This is a genomic window from Ensifer sp. 4252, from assembly GCF_050434565.1.
Lineage (GTDB): Bacteria > Pseudomonadota > Alphaproteobacteria > Rhizobiales > Rhizobiaceae > Ensifer.
Window position 1 is genome coordinate 1 of the sequence record NZ_JBNDIU010000010.1, and the last position, 23,266, is coordinate 23,266.

A 23,266-nucleotide genomic window follows, 5' to 3' on the forward strand; every position below is an offset into this window, starting at 1 on the left:
GTCCACTACGGCAGCCGGTATGGAGACTAACTAACACCCCTTGGCGGACCAGATTTGCGTGTCGCCCAAGGACCAGTTCACGATGACGCTTGATAGCTGGCAGCCAATGGCATGGGATTATCATACCCGGACTAGCAAAATCTCGTCGAACCTTCTCCGGCCCTCTATGATCGTCAATTCGTTTGCGGCGCGATGGCGTCCAGCCATTTCCAACCCTCGTATTTATCGCTGCTTGATGTGCGAATAGCGCTTCAACGAGTTCCATGAACGAAGCCAGGAGAGGGTCGGTACATGCGGTTATACTCCAGCCTGGCTCAAAGAGGCGGGAAACGCCTTGTTGGCGAAAATCTTGAAAGTGCAGATCGTCGATGTCGAGCAGCGTGCAGGCGCAGGTGAATGACGCGCTTATTGTACCGACATCGCATGGAAGGATCAGGTCGGACGATCTCGGCATGTTCCGTGTCACGCTTCTTAAGTCAAGCAGCGGCCCCATGCCGACGCTCGAAAGTCTGCGCCTCGATGTGTTGTACCTTGCCATCTCGCTTTAATCGGATCTGCGCGATATAAGGCTATATCCCGTTTCGACGCTTTCGCTCTGATATGGTTCCCATGGCGGTGCTACAGGCCTTGCTTCGGTGCTGCGCTGTCGCACCAGCACGATGGAAACGGACGAAGAAGAGAACAAACGAGACCTGATCAGACATGCACGAAATGCCGCAAATGGCCGGAAAACCGGGCAAAAGCCTGTACAGCAAGGGGCGCATTTTTGCCGTGGCCCCGATGATCGACTGGACCGATCGGCACTACCGCTTTTTCGCGCGCCGGCTTTCGCGGCATGCGTTGCTTTACACCGAGATGATCGTCGCCGACGCAATCCTCAGGGGGGATCGGGTTAAGCTGCTCGGTTATGATGCGTCGGAGCGTCCGGTGGCGCTGCAACTGGGTGGCAACGATCCGCGCAAGATGGCGGAGGCGGCCCGCATTGCCGAAGAGTTCGGCTATGACGAAATCAACATGAATGTCGGTTGCCCGTCCGACCGGGTGCAGTCCGGCACCTTCGGCGCCTGCCTGATGCAGGAGCCCGGCGTGGTGGCGGAATGCGTCGCGGCGATGAAGGCTGCCGTCGGCATTCCGGTGACGGTGAAGTGTCGCATCGGCGTCGACGAGCAGGATCCGGAAGTGGCATTGCGCGATCTGGTGTCGCGCGTCGTCGACGCCGGCACCGACGCTGTCTGGGTCCATGCCCGCAAAGCCTGGCTGCAGGGGCTCTCGCCCAAGGAAAACCGCGACATCCCGCCGCTCGACTATGCCCTCGTGCATCGGTTGAAGGATGAAAACCCCAATCTTTTCATCGGCCTCAACGGCGGACTTCAGACTTTGAGTCAGTCTCTGGACGAGCTGAAGCATCTCGATGGCGTGATGCTCGGCCGGGCGGCCTATCACGACAGCGCCATGCTCTCGTCGGTCGATGGCTTCTTCCCGCATCCGCTGACCGGCGCACCGGCGCTCGTCCATGACGGGGCAAGCTTCTCCGAGCGCGGCCACCGGCTGGATCTCTCCTTCTGGGCGGAACTGCGCGACGTGATGGCGGACTATGCAGCCGCTCACATCGCCAATGGCGGACGGCTCGCCCATGTCACGCGGCATATGGTCGGGCTGTTCCAGGGCTGGTCGGGCGCGCGGCGCTACCGCCAGATCCTGTCGTCCGACGCCACCCGACAAGGGGCTGGGCCGGAGGTCATCCACGCTGCGTTCGATGCGGTATTCGAGGCGGCAGCTGCGAAGCAGGCGGCGGAGTAATTCGGCCCGGCATCAACGCCGAGGCTGGCTGTTTCCATCGCGGCATTTGTGTCGGGAGGCTGTCGCGCCCGGTGGTGAAAGGCGGAAGAGCGCCCGATTTGGTGTGGCTGACGACCATGAGCCCGTCTGCTTGACGACGCGGCGCCCGCTTCTCCCCATTCAGGTCACGGGGGCAGGCGGCGTGCTCCGGCACTGCGGGAAGTCTCGCGCGCGCATTGGGTCGATCGTCAGCACCCCTCCGAGCCGCGAACGCGGTGCGCCTGGATTTCTGTGACGAGCACAGAAATGAGGGAGGCGGTTACCTTGGAGGCCGATTGGTTGCCGCACCTTCCGGCCACATGCTGCGTTGTGCCTCCTCGAAGCGATCGAGAGCGCCGAAGCGCAGATTGAAATCACTGGTGAAGCCCAGATCCACCATCGTCCTGGTTCTTGCGCTCCGTCAGCCTCAGCCTCCAACCGCCGTCATCCTCGGCCTCGAGCCGAGGATCCATGGCCGTTCGGCGGCTGTCGGTTCGAGCGCGTCGTTGATGGGGGGCTCGCGACACCCGGTCAGCGTGTCGGCGTCCGCCCCAACACAAACCAGCAGCCCAAGCGAAAACGGCGCCCCCGAGGGAGCGCCGTTTCCAAAAAGTCCGGTCGGACGATCCGGCTTACGAAGCCTGGATGTTGACGGCCTTCGGGCCCTTGCCCATGCGGTCAGCTTCGGTGTCGAACGTGACAACCTGGCCGTCCTTCAGCGTAGCAAGGCCAGCGGCCTGTACAGCGGAGATGTGGACGAAAACGTCCTTAGCGCCGCCGTCCGGCGTGATGAAACCAAAACCCTTGTCCTGGTTGAAGAATTTTACGGTGCCCTTAGTGGCCATGGAAGAAGTCCTTTTCCTTCAGTCTTAAAGCTATACCCGCGCCCCCGTGAGGATGTGGGTGTGTCGTCTTCCGCATGCAAGCGGATAGGCGTCGAGTAGTCACGATAACGGGGAAAGAACGTCCATTTGCCGCTTCCGGCCGGCCCGGCAAGCCGGGCACAAAAGAGAAAGTCCAGTCTCCGGGATTGAAAACGCCCGAACGGTAGCAGCTGTGACAGTATTTGCAAAAAAACGCAAGAGCCATTCGCGCGGTCTATTTCAGGAAAATGAGCCGCCAACCACAGCATTCTCAGGGGTTTTGGGCTTCCGCCACGCCAGCGGCTGCCGCTTGGCGCAGACAGAGCGACGCGGTGATCGCGCGACCCGGTATCGGCGGCACATTGCCGGCGATGTCTGCCGGGCACTGGATGATCGCAACCAGGATGTCATTCTTTAGCGGGCGGCTGTGTTGGCAAGGATTGAAAAGGTCACCGGGGTTTCGGGCAAGGGCACGCCGGGGAGGAGAGCCAAACTAGCCCGCGGCGGGGCGGATAGGGACTGCGCGTGAAGGCCGTTGATGGCGGCGTCCACTGCGTGCGATTTCGCGGCTCCGCGAGGGTCGGTAAGCCGACTATCAAGCGGGCCGAATGCGGGTCAGATCGCGGAGTGCACCAAGGTGCGTCGCCGTTCCTTGTCGATGGGATGCCTCCCGACGGCTGCTCGTCTTGCGGGCGAGGCAAATGCGACGGTCGGCTTCCGCCTTAACCATCGGCCCTGCATGCAAAAATCGGGGACGGCCCGTTTCCGACCACAATTTCGTCCCGACCGCAGCCGAACGTGCGCGCCGCCGCGTCGGGTGGGTGACCGCTTCGGCGCGTGGGCTCGATGAACGCGGTGGCCGGGTGCAGTGCTGATGCCATCACACCGCATCAGCACTTGAACAAGTTTGGGATAACGCGCAGGCTTTACCGGTGATTGGTTCCGGTCTTCGGTTGCGTGCGTTAGGTCAGGCGGAGAAATCGGAATGCGAGACGAACAGGGGGCAGCGTGATCGATCCCTACGAGATGCTTGGCGTGGACCGCGACGCGAACGACCAGGCCATCCGCACGGCCTATCGCAAGGCGGCCAAGGCGGCCCATCCCGACTCGGGCGGCGATGCCGAGCAATTTGCCCGGCTGCAGGCGGTCTATGATCTCCTGAAGGACCCGGTGCGGCGGAAGGTCTTTGACGATACCGGCTACGATCCGCAACTCGCCGAGCCGCGCGATCTCAAGGGCCTGATGATGCTCGAGACGCTGGTCAACGACTTCATCCTCGACGAGCGTGAACCCGGCAGCTTTGACCCCGTGGCCGCCATGCGCCGCAAGCTCTCCGACGATATCGTCAAGAGCCGCTTCCACATCCTCGAACTCGAGCGCCACCGCGCCCGCGTGCGCAAGCACCTCGACCGCCTCGGCCGCCGGCCGGAAACCGACGTCCTCGGCTCCATGCTGCGCGCCCGCTCGCGATCGATCGCCGAAGCGATCAAGACCACCGAGGAGCAGATCAAGACGATCGAACAGGCGTATGAAATGCTGGAAGGCTATTCCTACGAACTCGAGGCGCTGGAGGTTAAGGCGCACGCGGCGGAATAGGGGCGCTGCTCGCATCTTGCGGAAGGAGGCGCGGTCAGGCCGTGGCCGTGCCGCCTGCAGTTAAGGGCCTAACGCTGGTAGTGGTCCGCCGTTCTGCCCCCGCTGGTTGCCACTGCGATCGAAAACGCGTCGATCTGGTTCGCGTAGACAGGATGCATTGAGGCGCCGGCGAACCATGGTTCGGTGAGGCCTAGGATTGCTCATCAACGCTGTGTAGGGGCGGACGTCGGCGCGATCGTATTTGGCGCTTGAACAGGCAGACGGTCGCCTACAGCGCCGTGCGTCTTTTCAGGCGCACAAAGGCCGCTGTAGCACTTTGAATCGTTTCATGTTTTTCGGAGGCGGCCGCGGGTCAGGATTGACATGATTGTCGCCACGCGCTGCTTTCCATGTCAGGTTTAACTGGTATCGCCGCACCGGGACTGGGGTGAACGCAGATGACCCGTCACAGGAAACTTCTGAAATCGCTGAGCGTTTTGGCGGCCTTGCTGCTTTCCTATCTGCTGGTCAGCTATTTCCTGCTGCCGGAGTTCTGGATCTTTCGCGACTGGAGCCGGGTTGACGGTTTTAGCTCCATGGTCACCACCACCGAGCAGGATATCCCAGGAGATCCGATCAATGTCGGCCTCGTCGGCTCCAGGGAGCAGGTGATCCGCGCCTTTGCAGCGGCCGGCTGGGATCCGGCCGACAAGATCACGCTGCGCTCTTCGGTCGACATCGGATTGAGCGTGGTCCTCGATCGGCCGGACCTCGATGCACCGGTCAGTCCTTTGTTCTTCGAGGGCCGGAAACAGGATCTGGCGTTTGAAAAGCCTGTTGGCAACAGCGCCGACGAGCGTAATCACGTGCGCTTCTGGCTGAGCAAACAAACCGGCGCGGATGGCAAACCGCTCTTTCTCGGTTCGGCCAGCTTCGACCGCGGCGTCGGTTTCAGCCACGACACTGGCCAGATCACCCACCATATTGGCCCCGATCTTGATGCGGAACGAGATCTGGTGATCGGCGATCTGCAAAAGGCGGGGCAGGTATCGTCGACCTACGACATCCCCGGTATCGGCGCCACCAAGACCGGCCGCAACGGCGGCGGCGATCCATACTTTACCGATGGTATGGCGTTGATTGGGGTGTTGGGGCAGGCGCCGTCCGGCACCGGCGGCTAAAGCGCGACACGCGCCCGCAAGACGGTGGCTCAACCTCGGCGATATCGTGAACTGACGACCGGGCTGCTGCAGATTCGAGAACCTCGGCAAACAGATCGGGCACACCTCAGCCGTTGCGGACTTTGATAAAGCTCCTATCCTACAGCGCCGCGCGCCTTATTAGGCGCGCAAAGGTCGCTGTAGCACTTTGAACTGCCGCATGTTTTTATCCTTAAATCGAATGGGATTTAAGGAAACATGCAGTCGCCGCCCATGGCGCGCGCCAGGCGTACAGAGGGCAGCGGAACAACAGGAACGGGGCCGGAATGAGTGCGATCTTGATTGCCGTTGCCGCATTCCTCTGCCTGAGTGTGGCGGCGCTTGGCATGATGCACGTCTATCCGAAGCTGCCGGCGCGTCATCGCGACGACGATACCAATACCGTCGTGCGGCTCGTTGCCAATATCTTCGTGGTCATGGCGTCGCTGGTCTTCGGCCTGATGATCAATTCGGCCAAGAACACGTTCGAGGGCATCGACGACAATGTGCATTCCTTCGCCATCAATCTGATCCTTCTCGACCGGACGCTCAGAACCTATGGCCTTGCCGGCAACGATGCGCGGCAATATCTGATCGCCTATGTCGAGGGGGCGATTGTCGATCCCGAGCGCGCCGACGCTACGCTGCACCAGGAACCCAATTCCGATCAGCAGCGTCTGGACACGGTTGGCAACAGCCTGGCGGCCATTCAACCCGCCGACAGCCTGCATGAGTCCATGCTGGCGGACGCACGCCAACAATATAACCGCATCGTCGAGCAGCGCTGGACGATCGTCGAGCAATCGGAGGGCGCGATACCCATGCCCGTTATCGGCATGCTGATCGCCTGGCTGTCGTTGATCTTCGCCAGCTTCGGCTACCGCGCACCGCCAAACGCCGTGGTTATCGCCATGTTCGTCGTTTCGGCGATGTTCATCGCCGTCTCTGTTTATGTCGTGCTCGACATGGACATACCGTTCAGCGGCGCGATCCAGATTTCGGATGCGCCGCTGCGTCGTGCGCTTGCGGAGATGAAGGTGTAGCAGAGCGCTGATGGGCGCGGGCGGACGAAGAGGCATTTGAAGAGGCGTCGGGTCGAAACAAGAGCAAGAGCAAGAGCAAGAGCAAGAGCTAACTGCCATCAGTGGGCCTATTTTCCCGGCCGCCCCGTCTTCCCTTTCGTCCGCCCCTTCTGCCGCTTTTCATCCACCGGATCCTCGTAGGACCCGACACCGGGTTTGGCGCGGATGATCGGCTTGTCCGGCACCTTGCCGATAACAGGCTTTTCGGTGCGGCCGACGGTCATTTCGTCGAGGCTGTTTTTGCGGAAGAGGCTTTGGCCCTCGGTATCCTTGCGGCCGGCCGGGGTTGCCACGTCGCGGCCCATTTCGTCGAGGTCGGGCTTGCGGAACAAAGAGTTGTCGTCGGCGGTGGTGGATCCTCGGGTCGAGCCCGAGGATGACTGCGCGGTGAAGGACTGTGAAGAGGAGGAGGAGGCCTTGCCGCTGTCCGGCACTGTTGCCTGGCCTCTCTTTCGTGCGCTTCCGCCCTCGATCGCCTTTGCCTCTTCGCGGGCCATCGGGTCGTCCATGGCGGCGAGTTCGGCGGCTTTGAGGCGTTTGATCTCGTCGCGCAGGCGGGCGGCCTTTTCGAAGTCGAGGTCGGCGGCGGCGTCGCGCATCTGCTTTTCCAGCGCGTTGAGGTGCGCCTGCAGATTGTTGCCGACGAGATGGCCGCCGTCGGCAAAACCCTTGCCGGCGATGCCGGAAATGTCGGCGCGCACATGGTCCTTCTCGTAGACGGAGTCCAAGATATCGGAGATCTTGGCCTTCACCGATTCCGGGGTGATGCCGTTGGCCTCGTTAAAGGCCATCTGCTTTTCGCGGCGGCGGCTGGTCTCGTCCATGGCGCGCTGCATCGAGCCGGTGATCTGGTCGGCATAGAGGATGACCTTGCCGTCGACGTTGCGCGCGGCGCGGCCGATGGTCTGCACCATCGACGTCTCCGAGCGCAGAAAACCTTCCTTGTCGGCATCGAGGATGGCGACGAAGCCGCATTCGGGAATGTCGAGACCTTCGCGCAGAAGGTTGATGCCGACGAGCACGTCGAACGCACCCAGGCGAAGATCGCGGATGATCTCGATGCGCTCCAGCGTATCGATGTCGGAGTGCATGTAGCGCACGCGAATACCCTGTTCATGCAAGTATTCGGTGAGGTCTTCGGCCATGCGCTTGGTCAGCACTGTGACCAGCGTGCGATAGCCGGCGGCTGCCGTCTCGCGGATTTCGCCCAGGACGTCGTCGACCTGGGTTTTTGCCGAGCGGACTTCCACCGGCGGGTCGATCAGGCCGGTCGGGCGGATGACCTGTTCGGCAAAGACGCCGCCGGATTGCTCCAGTTCCCACGCGCCGGGGGTGGCCGAAACGGCGACCGTGTCGGGGCGCATAGCGTCCCATTCCTCGAAGCGCAGCGGCCGGTTGTCCATGCACGAGGGCAGGCGGAAGCCGTATTCGGCCAGCGTCGCCTTGCGGCGGAAGTCGCCGCGATACATGCCGCCGATCTGGCTGACGGAGACGTGGCTCTCGTCGATGAACAGCAGCGCGTTGTCAGGGATATATTCGAACAGCGTCGGCGGCGGCTCGCCGGGATTGCGGCCGGTGAGGTAGCGCGAATAGTTTTCGATGCCGGCGCAGGAGCCGGTGGCCTCCAGCATTTCGATGTCGTAACGGGTGCGCTGCTCAAGCCGCTGGGCTTCGAGCAGGCGGCCGCCCTTTTCCAATTCCGCCAGCCGGTGCTTCAGCTCTTCCTTGATCGCCTTGATGGCGCCGTTCAGCGTCGGGCGCGGGGTGACATAGTGCGAGTTGGCGTAGATTTTTACCGATTTCAGGTCGCCGGTCTTCTGGCCGGTCAGCGGATCGAACTCGGTGATGGCGTCGATCTCGTCGCCGAACATGGAGATGCGCCAGGCGGCATCCTCCAAGTGGGCCGGGAAGATCTCGATCGTGTCACCGCGCACGCGAAACGAGCCGCGCTGAAAATCCATGTCGCGGCGCTTGTATTGCTGCGCCACCAGGTCGGCCAGCAGTTGGCGCTGGTCGAGCCGGTCGCCGACGCTCATCTGGAAGGTCATGGCGGTATAGGTCTCGACCGAGCCGATACCGTAGATGCAGGAGACCGAGGCGACGATGATGCAGTCGTCGCGCTCGAGCAGCGAGCGGGTGGCCGAGTGGCGCATGCGGTCGATCTGCTCGTTGATCGAGGATTCCTTCTCGATGAAGGTATCCGAGCGCGGCACGTAGGCTTCCGGCTGGTAGTAGTCGTAGTAGGAGACGAAATACTCGACTGCGTTATCCGGGAAGAAGTTCTTGAACTCGGAATAGAGCTGGGCGGCGAGAGTCTTGTTGGGCGCCAGGATGACGGCGGGGCGCTGCGTCGCCTCGATCACCTTGGCCATGGTGAAGGTCTTGCCGGAGCCGGTGACGCCGAGCAGCACCTGGCTGCGCTCGCCGGAGGACAGGCCCTCGACCAGATCGGCGATCGCCGTCGGCTGGTCGCCGGCGGGCTCGTAGTCGGAGACCATGCGGATCTCGATGCCGCCTTCGGATTTCGGCGGCCGGGCAGGGCGGTGCGGCGTCCAGAGCTTGCCGTCCTTGAACAGCGGATTGCCGCTCTCGATCAGCGCCGACAGCGCCTCCACCGTGGCGGTGACGCCAGAGGTGGACAGCTTGTCGGCATCTTCCAGCGACACGTCGAGGCCGGCGACCGGGTTGAGGCCTGCCGCGGCGCGCGTCTTCGGGTCGGTCGTGCCGCCCATCGAGGTGCCGCGAGACGTTCTTCCGCTCACGCTGTCGGCGCCTTGCGCCTTCGCTCCGGCCTTCTTTGACAGCGCGCCTACGGCGTCGCGGGGGCCTCGCATCGGGTCGGACGCCCCTTCGGGCTTGCGGCCTGCGGCCGATTTCGCGGCGATCTCCACCTTCTTGCGGTGCTTGCCGGCCTTGGAGGCGACCTCGCGCTGGCTCTCGAAGGCGGAGGCCTCGGCATCCGCCTCGAGCTGTTTCACCCAATCGGAGACATTGCCTGATAGGGGCGTTCCCGACAGCGGCGCCTGCGGGGCTTCCTCGAAGCCGCCGGGCACTGTGGTTTTTCTGGGGGGATTTTTTGCAGACTTCTTCGGATCCTGGGCCATGGCGGGAATATGGACAGAGTCATTGCGAAAATAAAGGGGGAATGAGTACAAAAGGGAAACGAAATACGTGGATTTTTCTGGGATTCACCGGCCCTGTCGTCACGGTTTGCGCATGTCGCTGGCCGAGCTTGCCAGCCAACGAGGAGAGGCGGTCCGCGGGCGCTTTTACGAACGACGGTTGAGGACGAACAGCTGGAGCTTGCGGCCGTTCCAGTGCTGCTGCATCTTTGCCGTCATCGATTCCGGCTCGAGAAAACAGCCGGCAATGGCGGCCGATTGGGCCGAGGGGGAACGAAAATGGCGTCGTCGGCGGGGCCTGGAGTGAAAGCGAATTCCGAGGCGCGCGGTATTTTGCCGGGACCGGAGGCGATGGCGCATATCGGCGCCCTTGTCGCACAGTATAACGGCGGACGTTCGGCGGTGATCCGCAAGCTGTGGTTCCGCAGGATCGTCTGGTTCGTGGCCCCCGCGACGATCTGCCTGCTCCTCTTTGCCGGATGGAAGAATTGGTCCGAAGTGCCGCTGCTTGTCGGTCTACTTTTGGCGGCGAGCATGTTGTTGAGGGCGCGCTCTTCGATCCAGCGCTTTCGTCAGGATGCGCGCGACAGGCTGCTGCCGGAGCTGTTCGGCTTTGTCGATAATCTTTCGTACCGGCATGGCGAAGCATCGCCGGCAACCCTTGCTTTGCGCCAGACAGGCATGATCCGCCACGATGTGGTCGACTGCGGCGACAGCCTTTCCGGAACATATCAAGGCGCCTCGTTTTCGCTCGACGAATTGACGTTGGACATGAGCAACGAGGCAGGTGCGCCGGCTTTTCGCGGACTTGTCCTGCACACGGCGCTGCAGGCGCCGTTTCCGGGCACTCTGATGGCGCGGCAGCTCAGGGGGATCCTTGGCAAGGCTTTGCCTGCAGAAGATCGATTTGATGCGAAGCTGACGCGGATATGGCCTGACGGAAGCGAGTTGGCGGAACGCCATGAGTTTTTGACCGACAACCCGGAGGCGGGTGCCCGCGTGATTGGGGATCTTTCGAGCGCTCTCGCCTTTCTAGAGGAAACCTGGGAGCTTGGGTCCGTGCATGTGCTGCTTAGGGAGGAGAGCTGTTACGTCCTGCTGCCGACAAAGCGCAATTTTTTCGAATTGCCGAACACCTATGTCGCGATGCGCGAAGCCGAGGTTCTGCCGATGATCTCGGATTTTGCGAGCCTGGCTCTGACGGCCAAGCTCATGAGCGGACTCGGGGCAACGGTGCCAGCCGCCGCAGACAGCGCCGCGATTGCATAGTGTGCGCCTTGGCTTTCCCGACCAATACCAACCTGCGTTGACATCGACCGATTGCGTGGGACCCTGTGCGTTCATCCGGCGAGCGCCCCGGCTAGTGTCGCCATGGCCAGCCCGTTCGCCATTGCCGGGCAACGCCCATCGCCTCCTCGTCGTGCTGTCGGATCACGGCAGCTCTCAAAGGACGACTGTTTGCCGGTGCGCCGTTGCATCCGGTTTGCAATCTGGCCTTGCGCTTGCGCATGCCGTCTCCGAGGTGGCATGCCCGGCGCATGTGGTGTTTCGGACGTATGGCTTTCGCGCCGGCGTTGGGGAGGGGATTAGCTCATGCGAGTTCTGGTTGCCGCCGGTTACCCCGAATGGGCGAGCAGACATCCGGCCGTGCAGCATGATAAAAAGAGTGGTTTGGAGGGGGCCATGTCGCATTTGCGCAGTGCCGCACTCATCGCTCTTAGTGCCACGCTTTTTTGTCCAATGCAGAGCTTTACTGCCGAGCCTGTTGGCCAGGCAGTCTCGATCAGGACGGAAGTTTCCGGGGCGAGCGGTCCGTTGGCGGTCAGGGACCCGGTCTACCGGGATGAACGGATCCGGACGTCAAAGTCCGGCCTTGGGCAGTTCGTCTTTCAGGACGGAACCAAGTTGGCTGTCGGCTGGGGTTCGTCCGTGGTCATCGACCAGTTCGTCTATGACGGCAGCAAGTCGGTGAAGAAACTGACGATAATGGCGGCCAAGGGGACCTTTCGCTGGGTCAGCGGCAAATCCAAACATTCGGCTTATGAAATCGTCACGCCGGCGGGCACGATCGGCGTGCGCGGTACGGCGTTTGATTTCTATGTCGGCCGCGACGGCACGACCGCGGTGGTGCTGCTCAGCGGCGCAGCAAGCTTCTGCGGCGCCGGCGGGTGCCGGCAGCTGACGCAGCGTTGCGACTGTGTGGTGGCAAAGCCCGGCGGTGCCGTCAGCCAGGCCAGCCGTGTCAACCGCCGTACGCTGCAAGCGCTCGGCAACGCCCAGGCCTTGCCTTTCCTCTCGGGTGGCCAGAAGCTGAACGGCGCCATGGGTTGGGGCGGCGGAGGCTGCGGGCTGCGCGTAGCGGTCCAGTACGAGCTCGAGAGCCCGCCGGCGCGCAAGCCGGATCCCGTGGTTCGAGAGGAGCCGAAGCCGGACCAACCGCGACCTCAGAAGGAGATTCGCGAAAGGGGCCACGACAAGCACGATCGCAACGGTCCGAAATTCGATCGCGGTGACAAACACGATCGCAACGGTGAGAAACACGATCAGGGCGGCGGCGGCAATGACACGGGACGCGACACGTCGGAACAGGGTGGCGGCAACCAGAGCGTCGGCGGCAGCCAGGATAGCGGTGGCGATCGTGGTCGCGGCAATGGCGAGCGCAACCGCGAAAACCAGGGAGGCTGACAATAGGTCCTTCTGGCATGCGTCATGGCAAGGACCGTCACAAACTTGCGTAGAGATGACGGTTGCGCGCTATTCGGCGACGCGGCTTGCCTGATCCACAGGCACCTCGATGAAATGCTCCGCCCGACGGGTGATCCTGCCGTAGAACGACACGAGGCCCGGCGTGATCGCCGACGCCTTGAGCTTGGCTGCGTTGGCGAGGCTACGGCTTGAAGAGGCGCGTGCACGCAGGTTTTCGATCAGGCGCGAATGCAGTCTCTGCAGTTCGCCGAAGTCGATCGAAGAGGCGACGGCTTCGTCGCCGGCGACGGCAAAGAGCCGGGTTCGCGTCGTCTTTCCCTTCAGCCCCAGGGCGCCTGCTTCCAGCAGCGCGCAACCGGGCAGGGCCTGCGCCGTCGCTTCGGACACCAGGATGTCGAAGCTCACTTCCTTGCAGGCAGCCTCGATGCGGGCGGCGATGTTGACGGTGTCGCCGACGGCCGAATAGTTGAAGCGCGTCTCGGCGCCCATGTTGCCGACGCAGGCGATCCCCGTATGGATGCCGATGCCGATGCCGACCTCGTGCGCCGCGCCGAAACCGAAGGCGTCGTCGGCATTGAGCCGCGCCAAGGTCTCACGCATGCCGAGCGCTGCCCGCAACGCCTTTCGCGGATGGTTGGCAACATCGACCGGTGCGTTCCAGAAGGCCATGATCGAATCGCCGATGAACTTGTCGAGCGTGCCCTCGTTGGCGATGACGTGCCGGCTGAGGGCGTCGAGCAGCGTGTTGAGAAAGGCAACGACATCGGTCGGCGCCATGCGCTCGCTGATCTCGGTGAAGTTGCGCACGTCGACGAACATGACCGTGAGTTCTCGATCGTCGCCGCCGAGCCGAAGGGCGTTGCGATTGTGTTCGATGCGGTAGAGCAGCAAGGGCGAGAGATAGCGGCCAAAGGCCTGGCGGACCTCGCGGCGCTCGCGGTCGGTGACGAGGAAGCGGAAGGCTGTGGCGGAGAAGTGGGTGATGGACGCGGCAAGGATCGGCGCCAGCGGATCGAAGAGCAGGCCGGCATAGGTGAATGCAAGCCAGGAGGCGACCAGCGCCAGCGCCGTGATCGCCAGGCCGCAGGCGAGCGCCATGACAGGACTGACGAAGGTCGTCAGCAGCACGAGCAGACAGCCGGCAATTGCGATCGACAGGATTTCCAGGCCATTGGCCCAGTCCGGGCGCGAGAGGTAGCGGCCGGAGAGGATCTGCTCGACCATCTGGGCGTGCAGCGAGACGCCGGGAACGTTCTGGCCGAGCGCCGTCGTGCGCACGTCCTGCAGGCCGGCGGCGGAGGTGCCGATGAACACGATGCTGCCCTCGATCGCCGCCCCGACGTCTGGGGATATGTCGCCATCCTCAAGAATGCGCCGGGCGGAGACATAGCGCTCGGTCGTATCGGGACTGACATAGAGCCAGAGTTCGCCGGAGGCGGTCAGCGGCACGACGAAATCGCCGATCTTGGCAGCCGTCAGCGTATCGGGCAGGTTGGGCGCGCCGGCAAGCACATAGGTCGAGGCGCCTTGCGCCACGCGCAGTGCCTCCATTGCGAGGCTGGGGTAGAGTTGCTGGCCGTCGCTCAGGAACAGGGGCACCGCGCGTACGATGGCCGAGGAGCCGCTGGGGTTGAGGCTGATATGGCCAAGACCGGCGGCATTGCTCTCCAGTTGCGGTCGCAGCGGCGTGGCCGACAGGATGCGCGGCGGCGCGCCGATCGGGCTCTCGCCGGTGAAGGCGAAGCCGGCTTTGACCGGCGGCAGGTAGCTTCCTTCGTTGGTCAACCCGAAGCCGAGGACGATGGGCTTTCCCGTGATCGACTGGGCAAAGACCTCGTCATTGTCGGGCAGGCGCGCCAGCAGCGAGGGATCGATCTCTGGCACGTCGCGCAATACATTGCGCGGCGAAAGCCGATCCGGTTCGGCAAACAGGATATCGAAGGCGATCGCCGACGCCCCCATCTCCGCCAGCCTGTCCGTCAACTTCGCCAGCCGGTCTCGCGGCCAGGGCCATTGCCCGAAGGCGCGCAACGAGGCTTCGTCGATATCGACGACCTTGACTGGCATGGTCTCGTAGGCGCGCGGGGAAAGCCGTTGAAATTCATCGAAGGTGACGTCGCGCGCCTGTTTCAGAAGCTGCGGGTCGCTGGCGCGCAGCAGTGTCAGGACAGCGACGACGGCCAGACCGATTACGACGCCGAGCTGTTGCGCACGTGTCATGGCGCCTCACGGTACGGCAGGCAGGCCCGCCTTGCGCAGACCGTCGGTGAAATGCGCGTAATCGGCGGGGTCGACATAGGCGGTAAAGATCTGCCAGTAGCGCGGAAGGTCAGAGGGGGCGTTGGCGACCGCCTCATCGATGAGCTTGCAGGCATCTTGCATGCGCCCGAGCTGGCCGAGACAGGCGAGCACCACGACCAGATTGAAATAGGTGCGCCGCAACAATAGGCCGCGTTCGGCATGGTGCTGCGCCTCCTCGTAGTTGCCGAGATGATAATGGGCAAGCGCGAGCCGATTGAGGAAGAGATAGGTCAGCGGATCGTGCGGGCTCAGCCGCAAGGCCTTGTGCAGTGGATCGAGCGCCTCGGCGAACCGGCCGATGAAAATGCGGGCCCAGCCGAGTGCCATATAGGCCAATGCGAGATTGGGGTTGAGATCGATCGCCTGCTGCGCTTCGGCCACGGCCGCATGCGGGCGGTGGGCTGCGAAATTGGCAAGGCACATGACGTAATGTGAGTAGGGATCCCGATCTTCGAGCGCGATGGCGCGCTCGGCAGCGGTGAGCAGTTCGGTCCTGTCGCGGTCGATATCGTCGCTGAAACCGAAAAAACATCGGGCGTAGAGGGAACGTGCCAGCATCATGTGGGCGCGGCCGAAGTCGGGGTCGAGCGCGATTGCGCGGCGATGCCAGTCGATCGCCTCGGAAAAATGCGCAGCCGTGTCCTGGGCGTTGTGCAGCAGCGTGCCGCGCATATGGCATTCGTAGGCGTCGAGATTCTCGGTGCCGCGCAACAGCGCGCGGCGGTTTTCGCCGATGAGGATTTCCGGCTCGATGGCGGCGACGACGTGCTGGGTGAGTTCGTCCTGGATGGCGAAGATGTCGGCGACTTCGCGATCGAACCGCTGCGCCCAGAGGTGCACACCGGTCTCCGCCTCGATCAATTGCCCGGTGACGCGCACGCGGCTTCCCGACCGGCGCACGCTGCCCTCGACGATGTAGCGCACGCCGAGATCGCGGCCGATCTGCTTCACGTCCACCGCGTGCCCCTTGTAGGCGAAGGAGGAGTTGCGGGCGATGACGAAGAACCAGCGACAGAGCGAAAGCCCGGTGATGATGTCCTCGGTCAGCCCGTCGGCAAAGAAGTCCTGGCCCGGGTCGTCGGACATGTTGAGGAAGGGAAGCACGGCGATCGAAGGCTTGTTCGGCAAGCGGAGCGGCATGCCGGGGAGGTTGGGCATCGTCGGGTCTTCGCGCCAGTCGACGCTGTGCACCAGCACCGGCCGCGGCATGTTCTTGAGCGTCTGCTCGCCGAGCTTGACCATGGGGAAGTCGAGTTTGCCTTCGATCTGGTCGTGCAGCGTTCCGGAGATGCATACGCCGGCCGGTCGCGCCACCTGCTGCAGCCGCGCCGCGACGTTGACGCCGTCGCCCAAAAGGTTGGTGCCCTCGACCACGACGTCACCGAGATTGATGCCGATGCGGAACTCCATGCGTTTCTCCGGCGCCAAGTCGGCATTGCGGCGTTGCAGGGCGCGCTGGATGGCAACGGCGGCGCGAACGCCCTGGACTGCGCTGTGGAACTCGGCGACGACGCTGTCACCGGCAGTGCTGAAAATGCGGCCGCCATGCTCGGCAACGAGGTCGCCGATCGTGGCGCAATAGGTGCCCAGCGTTGCGAGCGTACCTTCCTCGTCGGTCGCGACGAGGCGACTATAGCCAGCGACATCGGCAGCGAGGATGACTGCGAGCTTCCGTTCCAAGGGGGCGAGCCCCTCCTGCGGCGTACGGCTAGAGGAAATTAAGGGTAACGTAATTTAGCAATATCTAGAAGCATGAAAAAGCGCGGTGATCGTGTGTCGGCATCGATTGCTGCGCCGATTTTGGGGCGTTTGCGGGCCGATGGCGCTTTCGCTCGTGGATTGCGCGCTTGAGACGACGAAGAGTCTGCGTTGTGGGTGCTTCAATCCCTGTTTCCACCGGGCGACGTAACGTGCGAGGTATACCGGCAGCAGCGCGCCGACAGTGGCTGCGAAGCTCGTAACCAGCATGAGGAAAAGCGATCTTGATCATCGTCTGTCTGCACACGGCTGATAGCAACGTCGCCGTTTTCGAAGCCGCCGCGCGTGAACTCGGTCTCGCAGCGGATGTGCTTCGCCACGCGGTGCGCCCGGACCTGCTCGAGGCTGCTGAGCGGGCAGGCGGGCTCACGGACGATATAGCCAGGGAGACGGCCGCAGCCCTGACGAAACTGGCAGCCGGGGCGAGCGCCGTGATCCTCACCTGTTCGACGCTCGGGCCCAGTATTGCGATGGTCCATGAGGCGCCGGCGCCGGTGTTGCGGATCGATGCGGCGCTTGCCGAAAAGGCGACGTCAGTCGGCGGCAAGGTGGTGGTGCTCTGTGCCGTCGAAACGACCGTGGCGCCGACCACCGTGCTTTTTGCCGATGCGGCGAAGCGAAAAGGTGTCGCGATTGAGGTGCGCCTCGTTGATGGCGCCTGGGGTCTGTTCAAGTCCGGTCACTGTGATGGCTATCTTGCCGCGATCGCCGATGCTGCCGACGCAGCCTATGACGATGGCGCTGCAATCGTCGCTCTCGCACAAGCCTCCATGGCCGGTGCGGCGGACCTCGTGCGTCGAGGACCGCGTCCATTGACGAGCCCGATGGCGGGCTTGAGCGCGGCGCTGGAGCGCATCGGGCAACGGGCTTTGCGAATTCAATAATAAGCATGGCGTTTGATAGTCGATTCAGGCTTTTAGGAGGAAAATCTAAAGTTCGGAATCCGGCTGCTGATCCCGTTGATTAGCGTTGACAGAGCGGGGTCGATGCAGAGAGGATCGCGCGCCCAGAACCGGATTTTGGAACCCTACATGTCTTCCTTTCAGCTCCGCCGCCTTGAACCCCGTGATGTCGATGCGTATCGCGCGCTGCGCCTGGATGGCCTGTTGCTCCATCCCGAGGCGTTCGGCGCGTCCTTTGAGGACGAGGCGAAGCAGCCGCTCGATTGGTTCGCCAACCGGCTGGCCATCGCTACGGTCTTTGGTGGTTTCGATGCCGCCGGCGGGCTTATGGGCGTTGCGGGCCTGACGGTTCCGAGTGCCATCAAGACAAAGCACAAGGGTATCCTCTGGGGCATGTACGTGCTTGAGCAGGCGCGCGGGAGCGGATTGTCGCGACGGTTGGTCGAGGTGGTGATCGAGGAGGCACGGGGCAGGGTCGAGCAATTGCAATTGACCGTCGTGTCCTCCAATGCCGCCGCCATCCGGCTCTATTCCAAACTCGGCTTCGTAGGTTACGGGCTCGAGAAGCGCGCCCTTTGCGTCGACGGGCAATATTTCGATGAGATGCTGATGGCGCTGGCGCTGGTTTAGCGGCCAAGGCAACTTGCCCAGGAGGGGAGCCGATGCGGATCGACGTCCACGATACGTGGATGGCGAAGAGATGGGGATAAGCGATTGTCTTCATGGCGAAAACTCTAGTCGCTATCGTCTACATATCTTACCTGTAAGTCCGATCGAAAGACTGTATCGACGGCGCGAGTGCCGTCGGTGGGATGCCGCCATGAACGCCTTGATTCGACTGACCCGTGAAGACGACACGCCAGCGCTGCCCGATATCGAGCGATCATCGGGTGAGGCTTTTCGCGTGGTGCCAGAGCTCGCCTGGATTGCCGACGACGACGTGCAATCGGTGGCGGCGCATCTGGAATTCGTTCGTTGTGGTCTCTCCTGGGTGGCGGTCGACGATCGCGACCGTCCGCTTGGGTTTCTCTGCGCCGAGATCAGTGATGGCGCGCTGCACATCTGGCAGCTCGCGGTGCTGCACGAGCGGCAGGGCTTTGGGCTTGGGCGTGCCTTGATCGCAGCCGCTATCGCCCATGCGCGCGGCCGCTCGCTTGGCGAGGTGACGCTGACCACGTTCCGCGAACTCGCCTGGAACGAGTGCTTCTACCGCAAACTCGGGTTCCTGACGCTCGGCGAAGAAGGGCTTGACGCGCGGTTGGCACAGATCCTGGCGAAGGAGGCGACATATGGTCTGCCGGCCGAGCGGCGCTGCGCAATGCGCCTTTCGCTCAACGACGGGCAACAGGACGCCGGCAACGATGCCTAACGGGCATTGCGATCGCTAGGATTCGCTTACTGCGCGTTAGGCTCTTGTTTTTTCGCATGTCGTTATCGCAAAACCGCTGCGCACTTTTGCGTGGCATGCTTGCGCTCGCTGACCGCAGATCTGTTTCCTTCGCCGGCTAACGCCTGACGGCGACAACCTGACCGCGTTTGAATTGCGAAACCGTGACGCGACCCGATTGGTTGCCACCGATCACCTTCGCCGTTGATTTCGACAGCGCAGAGATGATGCCGACGTGGTAGCTGCGGCCGGTGCGCACGACGATGATATCGCCAGGACGGGCATAGGTCAGCTTGACGGGTGCGCCGAAGCGCAGCCAGGAGCGGGCGATGGCGAAGCTTTGCGGCGGCGTTCGGCCGGCCTTACGGGCAATCAGGCCCATGAAATGGCCGCACCAGGGCGTGCGGGCCGGATTGATGCCGAGTGCGGTGCGCAGCCGCCTGTTGTTCTTGACCTCGTGCAGGCCGTTGTATTGCTGGGCCTGGGCCAACATGCCCGCCGTGGCCACATCCGGTGTCAAAAGCGCGACATAGGCAGCCGCGAGAAACGCCAGGACCTTCATGGTCAGGTCTCCTTGCCGAGTTGTTTGGTGCGTGCATCCCGGATGTGTCTGGCGGTCGCCGACACTGCCCCCGGTTTCATCTGCATCGATCAATGTGTTCGAGGATATCGGCGGTTCGCGCCTGCGCGTTGCACCTTGAACGCAGCATCAGCGCGCCGGCGAACCGCGATGAAACGCGGTGCCAACTTCACGGCGATTGCCGTCGGAGTGTGGTATTCCCCTGCCTGTCCCGTCGGACGGTGCGCGGACTTTGCCCATGCGCTGGAGCAAAATTGTGGCAAAGTGCGAAAAGAGAGAGATTTCGTGCGCAATCTAATCCATTTGGGTTAGATATCGCCGTGTTTTGCGGCTTTGATGCGCTATTTTTGTGTTTTGTTTGGTCGCTGGTGCAGGTGCCGCGATCCATTGATCGCATCTTCGGGTCCTAATTGAGGCAGCAATTTCAATTTTGGCCGAATGCGGTAGAACGGGCAAAGCCATGAATGGAAAAGGAATTGACGCAGGCAGCCGCAAAAGGCCGGGCGACCGTGCGCCAAGCCGCCGGAGGTCCGGCGGCAGAAGTTGATGGTGGTCGGAGCGTCGCTGTTCCGCGAACGTGGTGTCCATGCGACGATGATCGACGGCATGGCTGCGCGGTCGGCGCAAATCAACGTTTTTACAGCAGTTTATCAAGGTTTTTTGAAAGACCAATTCAGGTCCCGTGCGCTGCCGATCGCACGTCTCAGATGATGTTCGCGCTTGTCACAGCGCGTGCGGCAAGATCATTCTGCCCGAACGATTCGCGCCTTCGAGGATACTCATGTCGTTCTCCATCAATCCGGCCTATCTCTGGCCGATCCTGCTGCTCCTGATCTCCAACGTCTTCATGACATTCGCCTGGTATGGGCATCTGAAATACACGTCGTCACCGCTGTACATGGCAATCGTTGCAAGCTGGGGCATCGCTTTCTTCGAATATTGCCTGGCCGTGCCGGCAAACCGCATTGGCCACGAGGTCTATTCGGCAGCGCAATTGAAGACGATGCAGGAGGTGATCACGCTGCTTGTGTTTGCGGCGTTCTCGGTCTTCTGGCTGAAGGAATCGATCGGCTGGAACCATCTCGTCGGCTTCTCCCTGATCGCAATCGGTGCCTCGTTCATCTTCAAGGGGTGAGATGGGAAGGCTGCCCCGCGCAGCACATGGCCTGTTAGGATGCTCTGTGGTGACAACATCCATACAGGCAATGATTGCATTGCATTCATGGAAGGTTGTGTTCGTCAATGTCGAGTGCACTAACCAGCGATCGAAAGCGGCACGTTATCCCCGCCCGAACAATCGATCCAGGATCTGCCCTTCGAGCCTGGCGGTTTCGGGGCTGCCGTGGCGCCGGGGCCCGGCAGGTCGAGTGCAATGCGGCCTTCATCGATAACCACGACGCGGTCGGCTAGCGCCACGGCCTCCGCGACGTCGTGGGTGACGAGCACGGCGGTAAAGTTCTGCTGCTGCCAGATGCGCTCAAGAAGCTGCTGCATCTCGATGCGCGTCAGCGCGTCGAGCGCGCCGAGCGGCTCGTCGAGCGCCAGGATAAATGGGTGAGCGACGAGGGCGCGGGCAAGCGCCACGCGCTGCTTCTGTCCGCCCGACAGCACCGACGGCCATTCCTCGGCGCGGTCGGCCAGGCCGACCTCCTGCAGGATCTGCAGCGAGAGGTCGCGGGCAACTTCGCCCTTGGCGATGCCGGTCAGGCCGACTTCGACATTGCGGCCGATCCTCGCCCAGGGCAAAAGCCGCGGCTCCTGGAACATGATGCGGCTGCGCCGCTCCGATGCGTTACCGCCCGCAACGGTCAGGATGCCGCTCGTTGGGCTGTCCAGCCCGGCCAGAATGCGCAGCAATGTGCTCTTGCCGCAGCCGCTCTTGCCGATCACGGCAACGAACTGACCCTGGGGCACGTCGAGGTCGATGCCATCGAGCACGGTCTTGTCACCGAAACGCTTGGCAACGTCCCGCAACGAAAAGGCGAGCGGGGCGGTTGCCGATACCGGCGACGGCTGCCGGGCGGTCGCGGGCGCGCCGCGCGCTTCCTGTTGCTGTTTCGGATGAAGGGCGATGACGGACATCGGGTTACTCCATTTTTCGTCGTGATCGGGTTCTTCCGGTTCAGCGGCATCAGGCCGACTGGAAGGCCGGGTGCCATTGCAGCGTTAGTCGCTCGAGCAGGCGTGCGAAGCTGTCGGCGAGTTTGCCGAGCAGCGCGTAGATCAGGATCGACAGGATGACGACATCGATCAGCAGGAACTCTCGTGCCTGCATCGCCATGTAGCCGAGGCCGGAGGAGGCCGCGATCGTCTCCGCCACGATGAGCGTCAGCCACATGATGCCGAGCGCATAGCGAAGGCCGACGAAGATCGCCGGCAGCGCGCCCGGCAGGATGACGCGGAAGAAAAGTTTGCGCTTCGACATGCCGTAGATCCGGCCCATCTCGACGAGTTGCGGGTCGACGCCCTGAATGCCGAGCAGCGTGTTGACGTAGATCGGGAAGAAGACGCCAAGCGCGACGAGGAACAGCTTGGCCTCTTCGTCGATGCCGAACCAGAGGATGACCAGCGGGATCAGCGCCAGATGCGGAATGTTGCGCACCATCTGCAGCGTCGTGTCGGTCAGGTCGCGGCTCAAGCGCGAAAGGCCGTTGGCAAGCCCGAAGGCAAAACCGATCGAGCCGCCGATGGCAAAGCCCGAGAGCGCCCGCAACGTGCTGATACCGATGTTTTCGACAAGCTCTCCCGAGGCGAGCAGGCGGACGAAGGCGGCAAACACGGCAGACGGCGGTGCCATCACGCTTTCCGAAATCAGGCCGGCGCGGGACGCGGCTTCCCAGGCGAGGATCAGCGCGGCCGGTAGAAGCCAGCCCGCGAGGTTTCGCGCAATGGTGTTCGTTCCGGGTTTCGCCATGGCTTGGGTCCTCGGTTGCTCAGAGCCTTCTGTCTTCGCGGCGCCGGCGCCGAAACTTTCGTCTCGACGCCGGCCGGTTCTCGCCTTGGGAGGGAGAGGGATCAGTTGCCCGGCGCCGTCCAGACGGCATCGGAAATGGTGATCTGCTTGGGGATGAGCCCGAGCTTGAAGAAGCGATCGGCGGTCTGCTGCTGGCCGACGACGATATCGTCGGTAATGGGGCCGATCGAAAAGACGGTGCGGTTGGCTGCAATCGTCTGGGCCTCGAGTGGCACGCCGGTCACCTCATGCAAGGCAGCCGCCACCTTGTCACGGTTGGCGTCGGCCCAGACCGACGCCTCCTTCAGCGCGGCAATCGTGGTGGTGACGGTCTCTGCATGGCTGGCTGCGAAATCACGGTTGGCGAGGAAATAGGTGTTGACCTTCAAGGTCTCGGCCGAGGTCGTCAGAATGCGTGGTTTGTAACGGGTTTCGGCGATCGCGAAGAACGGATCCCAGACGGCCCAGGCGTCGATCTTGTCGCTGGCGAAAGCGGCTGCGGCATCGGCGGGGCTCAGATAGACGGGGGTGACGTCGCCAAAGCCGATGTCGGCCTTCTCGAGCCCCGCGACCACGAGATTGTGGGCGCTGGTGCCCTTGCCGACGCCGATCTTCTTGCCCTTCAGGTCCGCGAGCGACTGGATCGGCGAGCCCGGCTTGACGAAGATCGCCTCGCCATTGCCGTTCGATGGTAACGCTGCGGCATAGACGATCGCCGAGCCGGCCGCCTGGCCGAAGATCGGCGGAGCGTCGCCGGTCCAACCGACATCGATGGAGCCGACGTTGAGCGCCTCGACCAGCGGCGGGCCGGCGGTGAACTCGACCCAGGAGACGGCGATGCCTTTCGGCTCCAGCGCCTTCTCGATGACCTTCTGCTGCTGGGCGACGACCGGCAGGCCGGTCTTTTGAAAACCGATGCGGAATTCCTTCAGGTCTTCGGCCATGACGCCGAAGGAGGCGAGCACCGCGGCGGTGAAGAGGCCGGTGCCGAAAATCCGTCTGGTCAGTTTGAACATCTGT

General features: G+C 62.8%; 18 protein-coding genes and 2 pseudogenes. 11 read left to right on the forward strand and 9 right to left on the reverse strand.

Annotated features, from left to right (window positions below):
* Positions 1-173: 173 nt before the first annotated feature.
* Positions 174-409: pseudogene (locus tag ABIE33_RS18940) on the reverse strand (site-specific integrase); the annotation flags it as partial.
* Between the two features lie 293 nt (positions 410-702).
* Here ABIE33_RS18940 and dusA point away from each other — a divergent pair.
* On the forward strand, positions 703-1,800 hold the full coding sequence (gene dusA, locus ABIE33_RS18945; protein WP_429127983.1) for a tRNA dihydrouridine(20/20a) synthase DusA: 1,098 nt from the start codon (positions 703-705) through the stop codon (positions 1,798-1,800).
* A 650-nt stretch (positions 1,801-2,450) separates the two neighbouring features.
* Here dusA and ABIE33_RS18950 read toward each other — a convergent pair.
* Positions 2,451-2,663 (reverse strand): cold-shock protein, encoded by a 213-nt coding sequence (locus ABIE33_RS18950; protein ID WP_025427309.1) that lies wholly within the window; start codon positions 2,661-2,663, stop codon positions 2,451-2,453.
* A 1,044-nt stretch (positions 2,664-3,707) separates the two neighbouring features.
* Between ABIE33_RS18950 and ABIE33_RS18955 the strand changes: the two genes are divergently transcribed.
* From ABIE33_RS18955 to ABIE33_RS18965, 3 genes are all read left to right on the forward strand, one after another.
* On the forward strand, positions 3,708-4,277 hold the full coding sequence (locus ABIE33_RS18955) for a J domain-containing protein (protein WP_107027611.1): 570 nt from the start codon (positions 3,708-3,710) through the stop codon (positions 4,275-4,277).
* Positions 4,278-4,714: 437 nt separating this feature from the next.
* Positions 4,715-5,437 carry an LssY C-terminal domain-containing protein gene (locus tag ABIE33_RS18960; RefSeq protein WP_429127986.1) on the forward strand — a complete coding sequence of 241 codons (723 nt, stop codon included), beginning with the start codon at positions 4,715-4,717 and terminating at the stop codon, positions 5,435-5,437.
* A gap of 305 nt (positions 5,438-5,742) precedes the next feature.
* A complete protein-coding gene (locus ABIE33_RS18965) occupies positions 5,743-6,498 on the forward strand; it encodes a hypothetical protein (RefSeq protein WP_429127988.1) in 756 nt (251 codons plus the stop codon).
* A 107-nt stretch (positions 6,499-6,605) separates the two neighbouring features.
* Here ABIE33_RS18965 and uvrB read toward each other — a convergent pair whose 3' ends face one another.
* A complete protein-coding gene (gene uvrB / locus ABIE33_RS18970; RefSeq protein ID WP_429127990.1) occupies positions 6,606-9,641 on the reverse strand; it encodes an excinuclease ABC subunit UvrB in 3,036 nt (1,011 codons plus the stop codon).
* A gap of 321 nt (positions 9,642-9,962) precedes the next feature.
* Between uvrB and ABIE33_RS18975 the strand changes: the two genes are divergently transcribed.
* Positions 9,963-10,928: a hypothetical protein gene (locus tag ABIE33_RS18975; protein ID WP_429127993.1), complete on the forward strand. Its 966-nt coding sequence runs from the start codon at positions 9,963-9,965 to the stop codon at positions 10,926-10,928.
* A 414-nt stretch (positions 10,929-11,342) separates the two neighbouring features.
* Positions 11,343-12,344, forward strand: a complete 1,002-nt coding sequence (locus ABIE33_RS18980) for a FecR domain-containing protein (protein WP_429127996.1) — start codon at positions 11,343-11,345, stop codon at positions 12,342-12,344.
* A 69-nt stretch (positions 12,345-12,413) separates the two neighbouring features.
* On the opposite strand, the gene ABIE33_RS18985 is transcribed toward ABIE33_RS18980, so the two are convergent.
* Together ABIE33_RS18985 and ABIE33_RS18990 are read right to left on the reverse strand one after the other, a co-directional pair.
* Positions 12,414-14,585 (reverse strand): CHASE2 domain-containing protein, encoded by a 2,172-nt coding sequence (locus ABIE33_RS18985; RefSeq protein WP_429127999.1) that lies wholly within the window; start codon positions 14,583-14,585, stop codon positions 12,414-12,416.
* A 6-nt stretch (positions 14,586-14,591) separates the two neighbouring features.
* Entirely contained in the window at positions 14,592-16,346 is a 1,755-nt protein-coding gene (locus ABIE33_RS18990) for an adenylate/guanylate cyclase domain-containing protein (RefSeq protein WP_429128001.1), read from the reverse strand.
* 302 nt (positions 16,347-16,648) lie between these two features.
* Here ABIE33_RS18990 and ABIE33_RS18995 point away from each other — a divergent pair, with 302 nt between their 5' ends.
* The 3 genes from ABIE33_RS18995 (at position 16,649) to ABIE33_RS19005 (ending at position 18,695) form a co-directional block, all read left to right on the forward strand.
* Positions 16,649-17,308, forward strand: a complete 660-nt coding sequence (locus tag ABIE33_RS18995) for an aspartate/glutamate racemase family protein (protein WP_429128004.1) — start codon at positions 16,649-16,651, stop codon at positions 17,306-17,308.
* A 147-nt stretch (positions 17,309-17,455) separates the two neighbouring features.
* On the forward strand, positions 17,456-17,956 hold the full coding sequence (locus ABIE33_RS19000) for an N-acetyltransferase family protein (RefSeq protein WP_429128007.1): 501 nt from the start codon (positions 17,456-17,458) through the stop codon (positions 17,954-17,956).
* A gap of 190 nt (positions 17,957-18,146) precedes the next feature.
* Positions 18,147-18,695 (forward strand): GNAT family N-acetyltransferase, encoded by a 549-nt coding sequence (locus ABIE33_RS19005; RefSeq protein ID WP_429128009.1) that lies wholly within the window; start codon positions 18,147-18,149, stop codon positions 18,693-18,695.
* 136 nt (positions 18,696-18,831) lie between these two features.
* Here ABIE33_RS19005 and ABIE33_RS19010 read toward each other — a convergent pair whose 3' ends face one another.
* Positions 18,832-19,275, reverse strand: coding sequence for a TIGR02594 family protein (locus ABIE33_RS19010; protein ID WP_429128012.1), 444 nt, complete (start codon positions 19,273-19,275; stop codon positions 18,832-18,834).
* A gap of 564 nt (positions 19,276-19,839) precedes the next feature.
* Between ABIE33_RS19010 and ABIE33_RS19015 the strand changes: the two genes are divergently transcribed.
* Both ABIE33_RS19015 and ABIE33_RS19020 read left to right on the forward strand, forming a co-directional pair.
* Positions 19,840-20,004, forward strand: coding sequence for a hypothetical protein (locus ABIE33_RS19015; RefSeq protein ID WP_429128014.1), 165 nt, complete (start codon positions 19,840-19,842; stop codon positions 20,002-20,004).
* A 70-nt stretch (positions 20,005-20,074) separates the two neighbouring features.
* Positions 20,075-20,428: a DMT family protein gene (locus tag ABIE33_RS19020; protein WP_025427294.1), complete on the forward strand. Its 354-nt coding sequence runs from the start codon at positions 20,075-20,077 to the stop codon at positions 20,426-20,428.
* Positions 20,429-20,572: 144 nt separating this feature from the next.
* Here ABIE33_RS19020 and ABIE33_RS19025 read toward each other — a convergent pair.
* From ABIE33_RS19025 to ABIE33_RS19035, 3 genes and pseudogenes are all read right to left on the reverse strand, one after another.
* Positions 20,573-21,375, reverse strand: a pseudogene (locus ABIE33_RS19025) (ATP-binding cassette domain-containing protein).
* A gap of 49 nt (positions 21,376-21,424) precedes the next feature.
* Positions 21,425-22,207, reverse strand: coding sequence for an ABC transporter permease subunit (locus ABIE33_RS19030; protein ID WP_429128017.1), 783 nt, complete (start codon positions 22,205-22,207; stop codon positions 21,425-21,427).
* A 101-nt stretch (positions 22,208-22,308) separates the two neighbouring features.
* A complete protein-coding gene (locus ABIE33_RS19035) occupies positions 22,309-23,262 on the reverse strand; it encodes an aliphatic sulfonate ABC transporter substrate-binding protein (protein ID WP_429128020.1) in 954 nt (317 codons plus the stop codon).
* Between the last annotated feature and the right edge of the window lie 4 nt (positions 23,263-23,266).

Coding starts and splice junctions, on each gene's coding strand:
- dusA (WP_429127983.1), top strand. CDS start 703: ATGCACGAAATGCCGCAAATGGCCGGAAAACCGGGCAAAAGCCTGTAC.
- ABIE33_RS18950 (WP_025427309.1), bottom strand. CDS start 2,663: ATGGCCACTAAGGGCACCGTAAAATTCTTCAACCAGGACAAGGGTTTT.
- ABIE33_RS18955 (WP_107027611.1), top strand. CDS start 3,708: ATGCTTGGCGTGGACCGCGACGCGAACGACCAGGCCATCCGCACGGCC.
- ABIE33_RS18960 (WP_429127986.1), top strand. CDS start 4,715: ATGACCCGTCACAGGAAACTTCTGAAATCGCTGAGCGTTTTGGCGGCC.
- ABIE33_RS18965 (WP_429127988.1), top strand. CDS start 5,743: ATGAGTGCGATCTTGATTGCCGTTGCCGCATTCCTCTGCCTGAGTGTG.
- uvrB (WP_429127990.1), bottom strand. CDS start 9,641: ATGGCCCAGGATCCGAAGAAGTCTGCAAAAAATCCCCCCAGAAAAACC.
- ABIE33_RS18980 (WP_429127996.1), top strand. CDS start 11,343: ATGTCGCATTTGCGCAGTGCCGCACTCATCGCTCTTAGTGCCACGCTT.
- ABIE33_RS18985 (WP_429127999.1), bottom strand. CDS start 14,585: ATGACACGTGCGCAACAGCTCGGCGTCGTAATCGGTCTGGCCGTCGTC.
- ABIE33_RS19000 (WP_429128007.1), top strand. CDS start 17,456: ATGTCTTCCTTTCAGCTCCGCCGCCTTGAACCCCGTGATGTCGATGCG.
- ABIE33_RS19005 (WP_429128009.1), top strand. CDS start 18,147: ATGAACGCCTTGATTCGACTGACCCGTGAAGACGACACGCCAGCGCTG.
- ABIE33_RS19010 (WP_429128012.1), bottom strand. CDS start 19,275: ATGAAGGTCCTGGCGTTTCTCGCGGCTGCCTATGTCGCGCTTTTGACA.
- ABIE33_RS19015 (WP_429128014.1), top strand. CDS start 19,840: ATGGTGGTCGGAGCGTCGCTGTTCCGCGAACGTGGTGTCCATGCGACG.
- ABIE33_RS19020 (WP_025427294.1), top strand. CDS start 20,075: ATGTCGTTCTCCATCAATCCGGCCTATCTCTGGCCGATCCTGCTGCTC.
- ABIE33_RS19030 (WP_429128017.1), bottom strand. CDS start 22,207: ATGGCGAAACCCGGAACGAACACCATTGCGCGAAACCTCGCGGGCTGG.
- ABIE33_RS19035 (WP_429128020.1), bottom strand. CDS start 23,262: ATGTTCAAACTGACCAGACGGATTTTCGGCACCGGCCTCTTCACCGCC.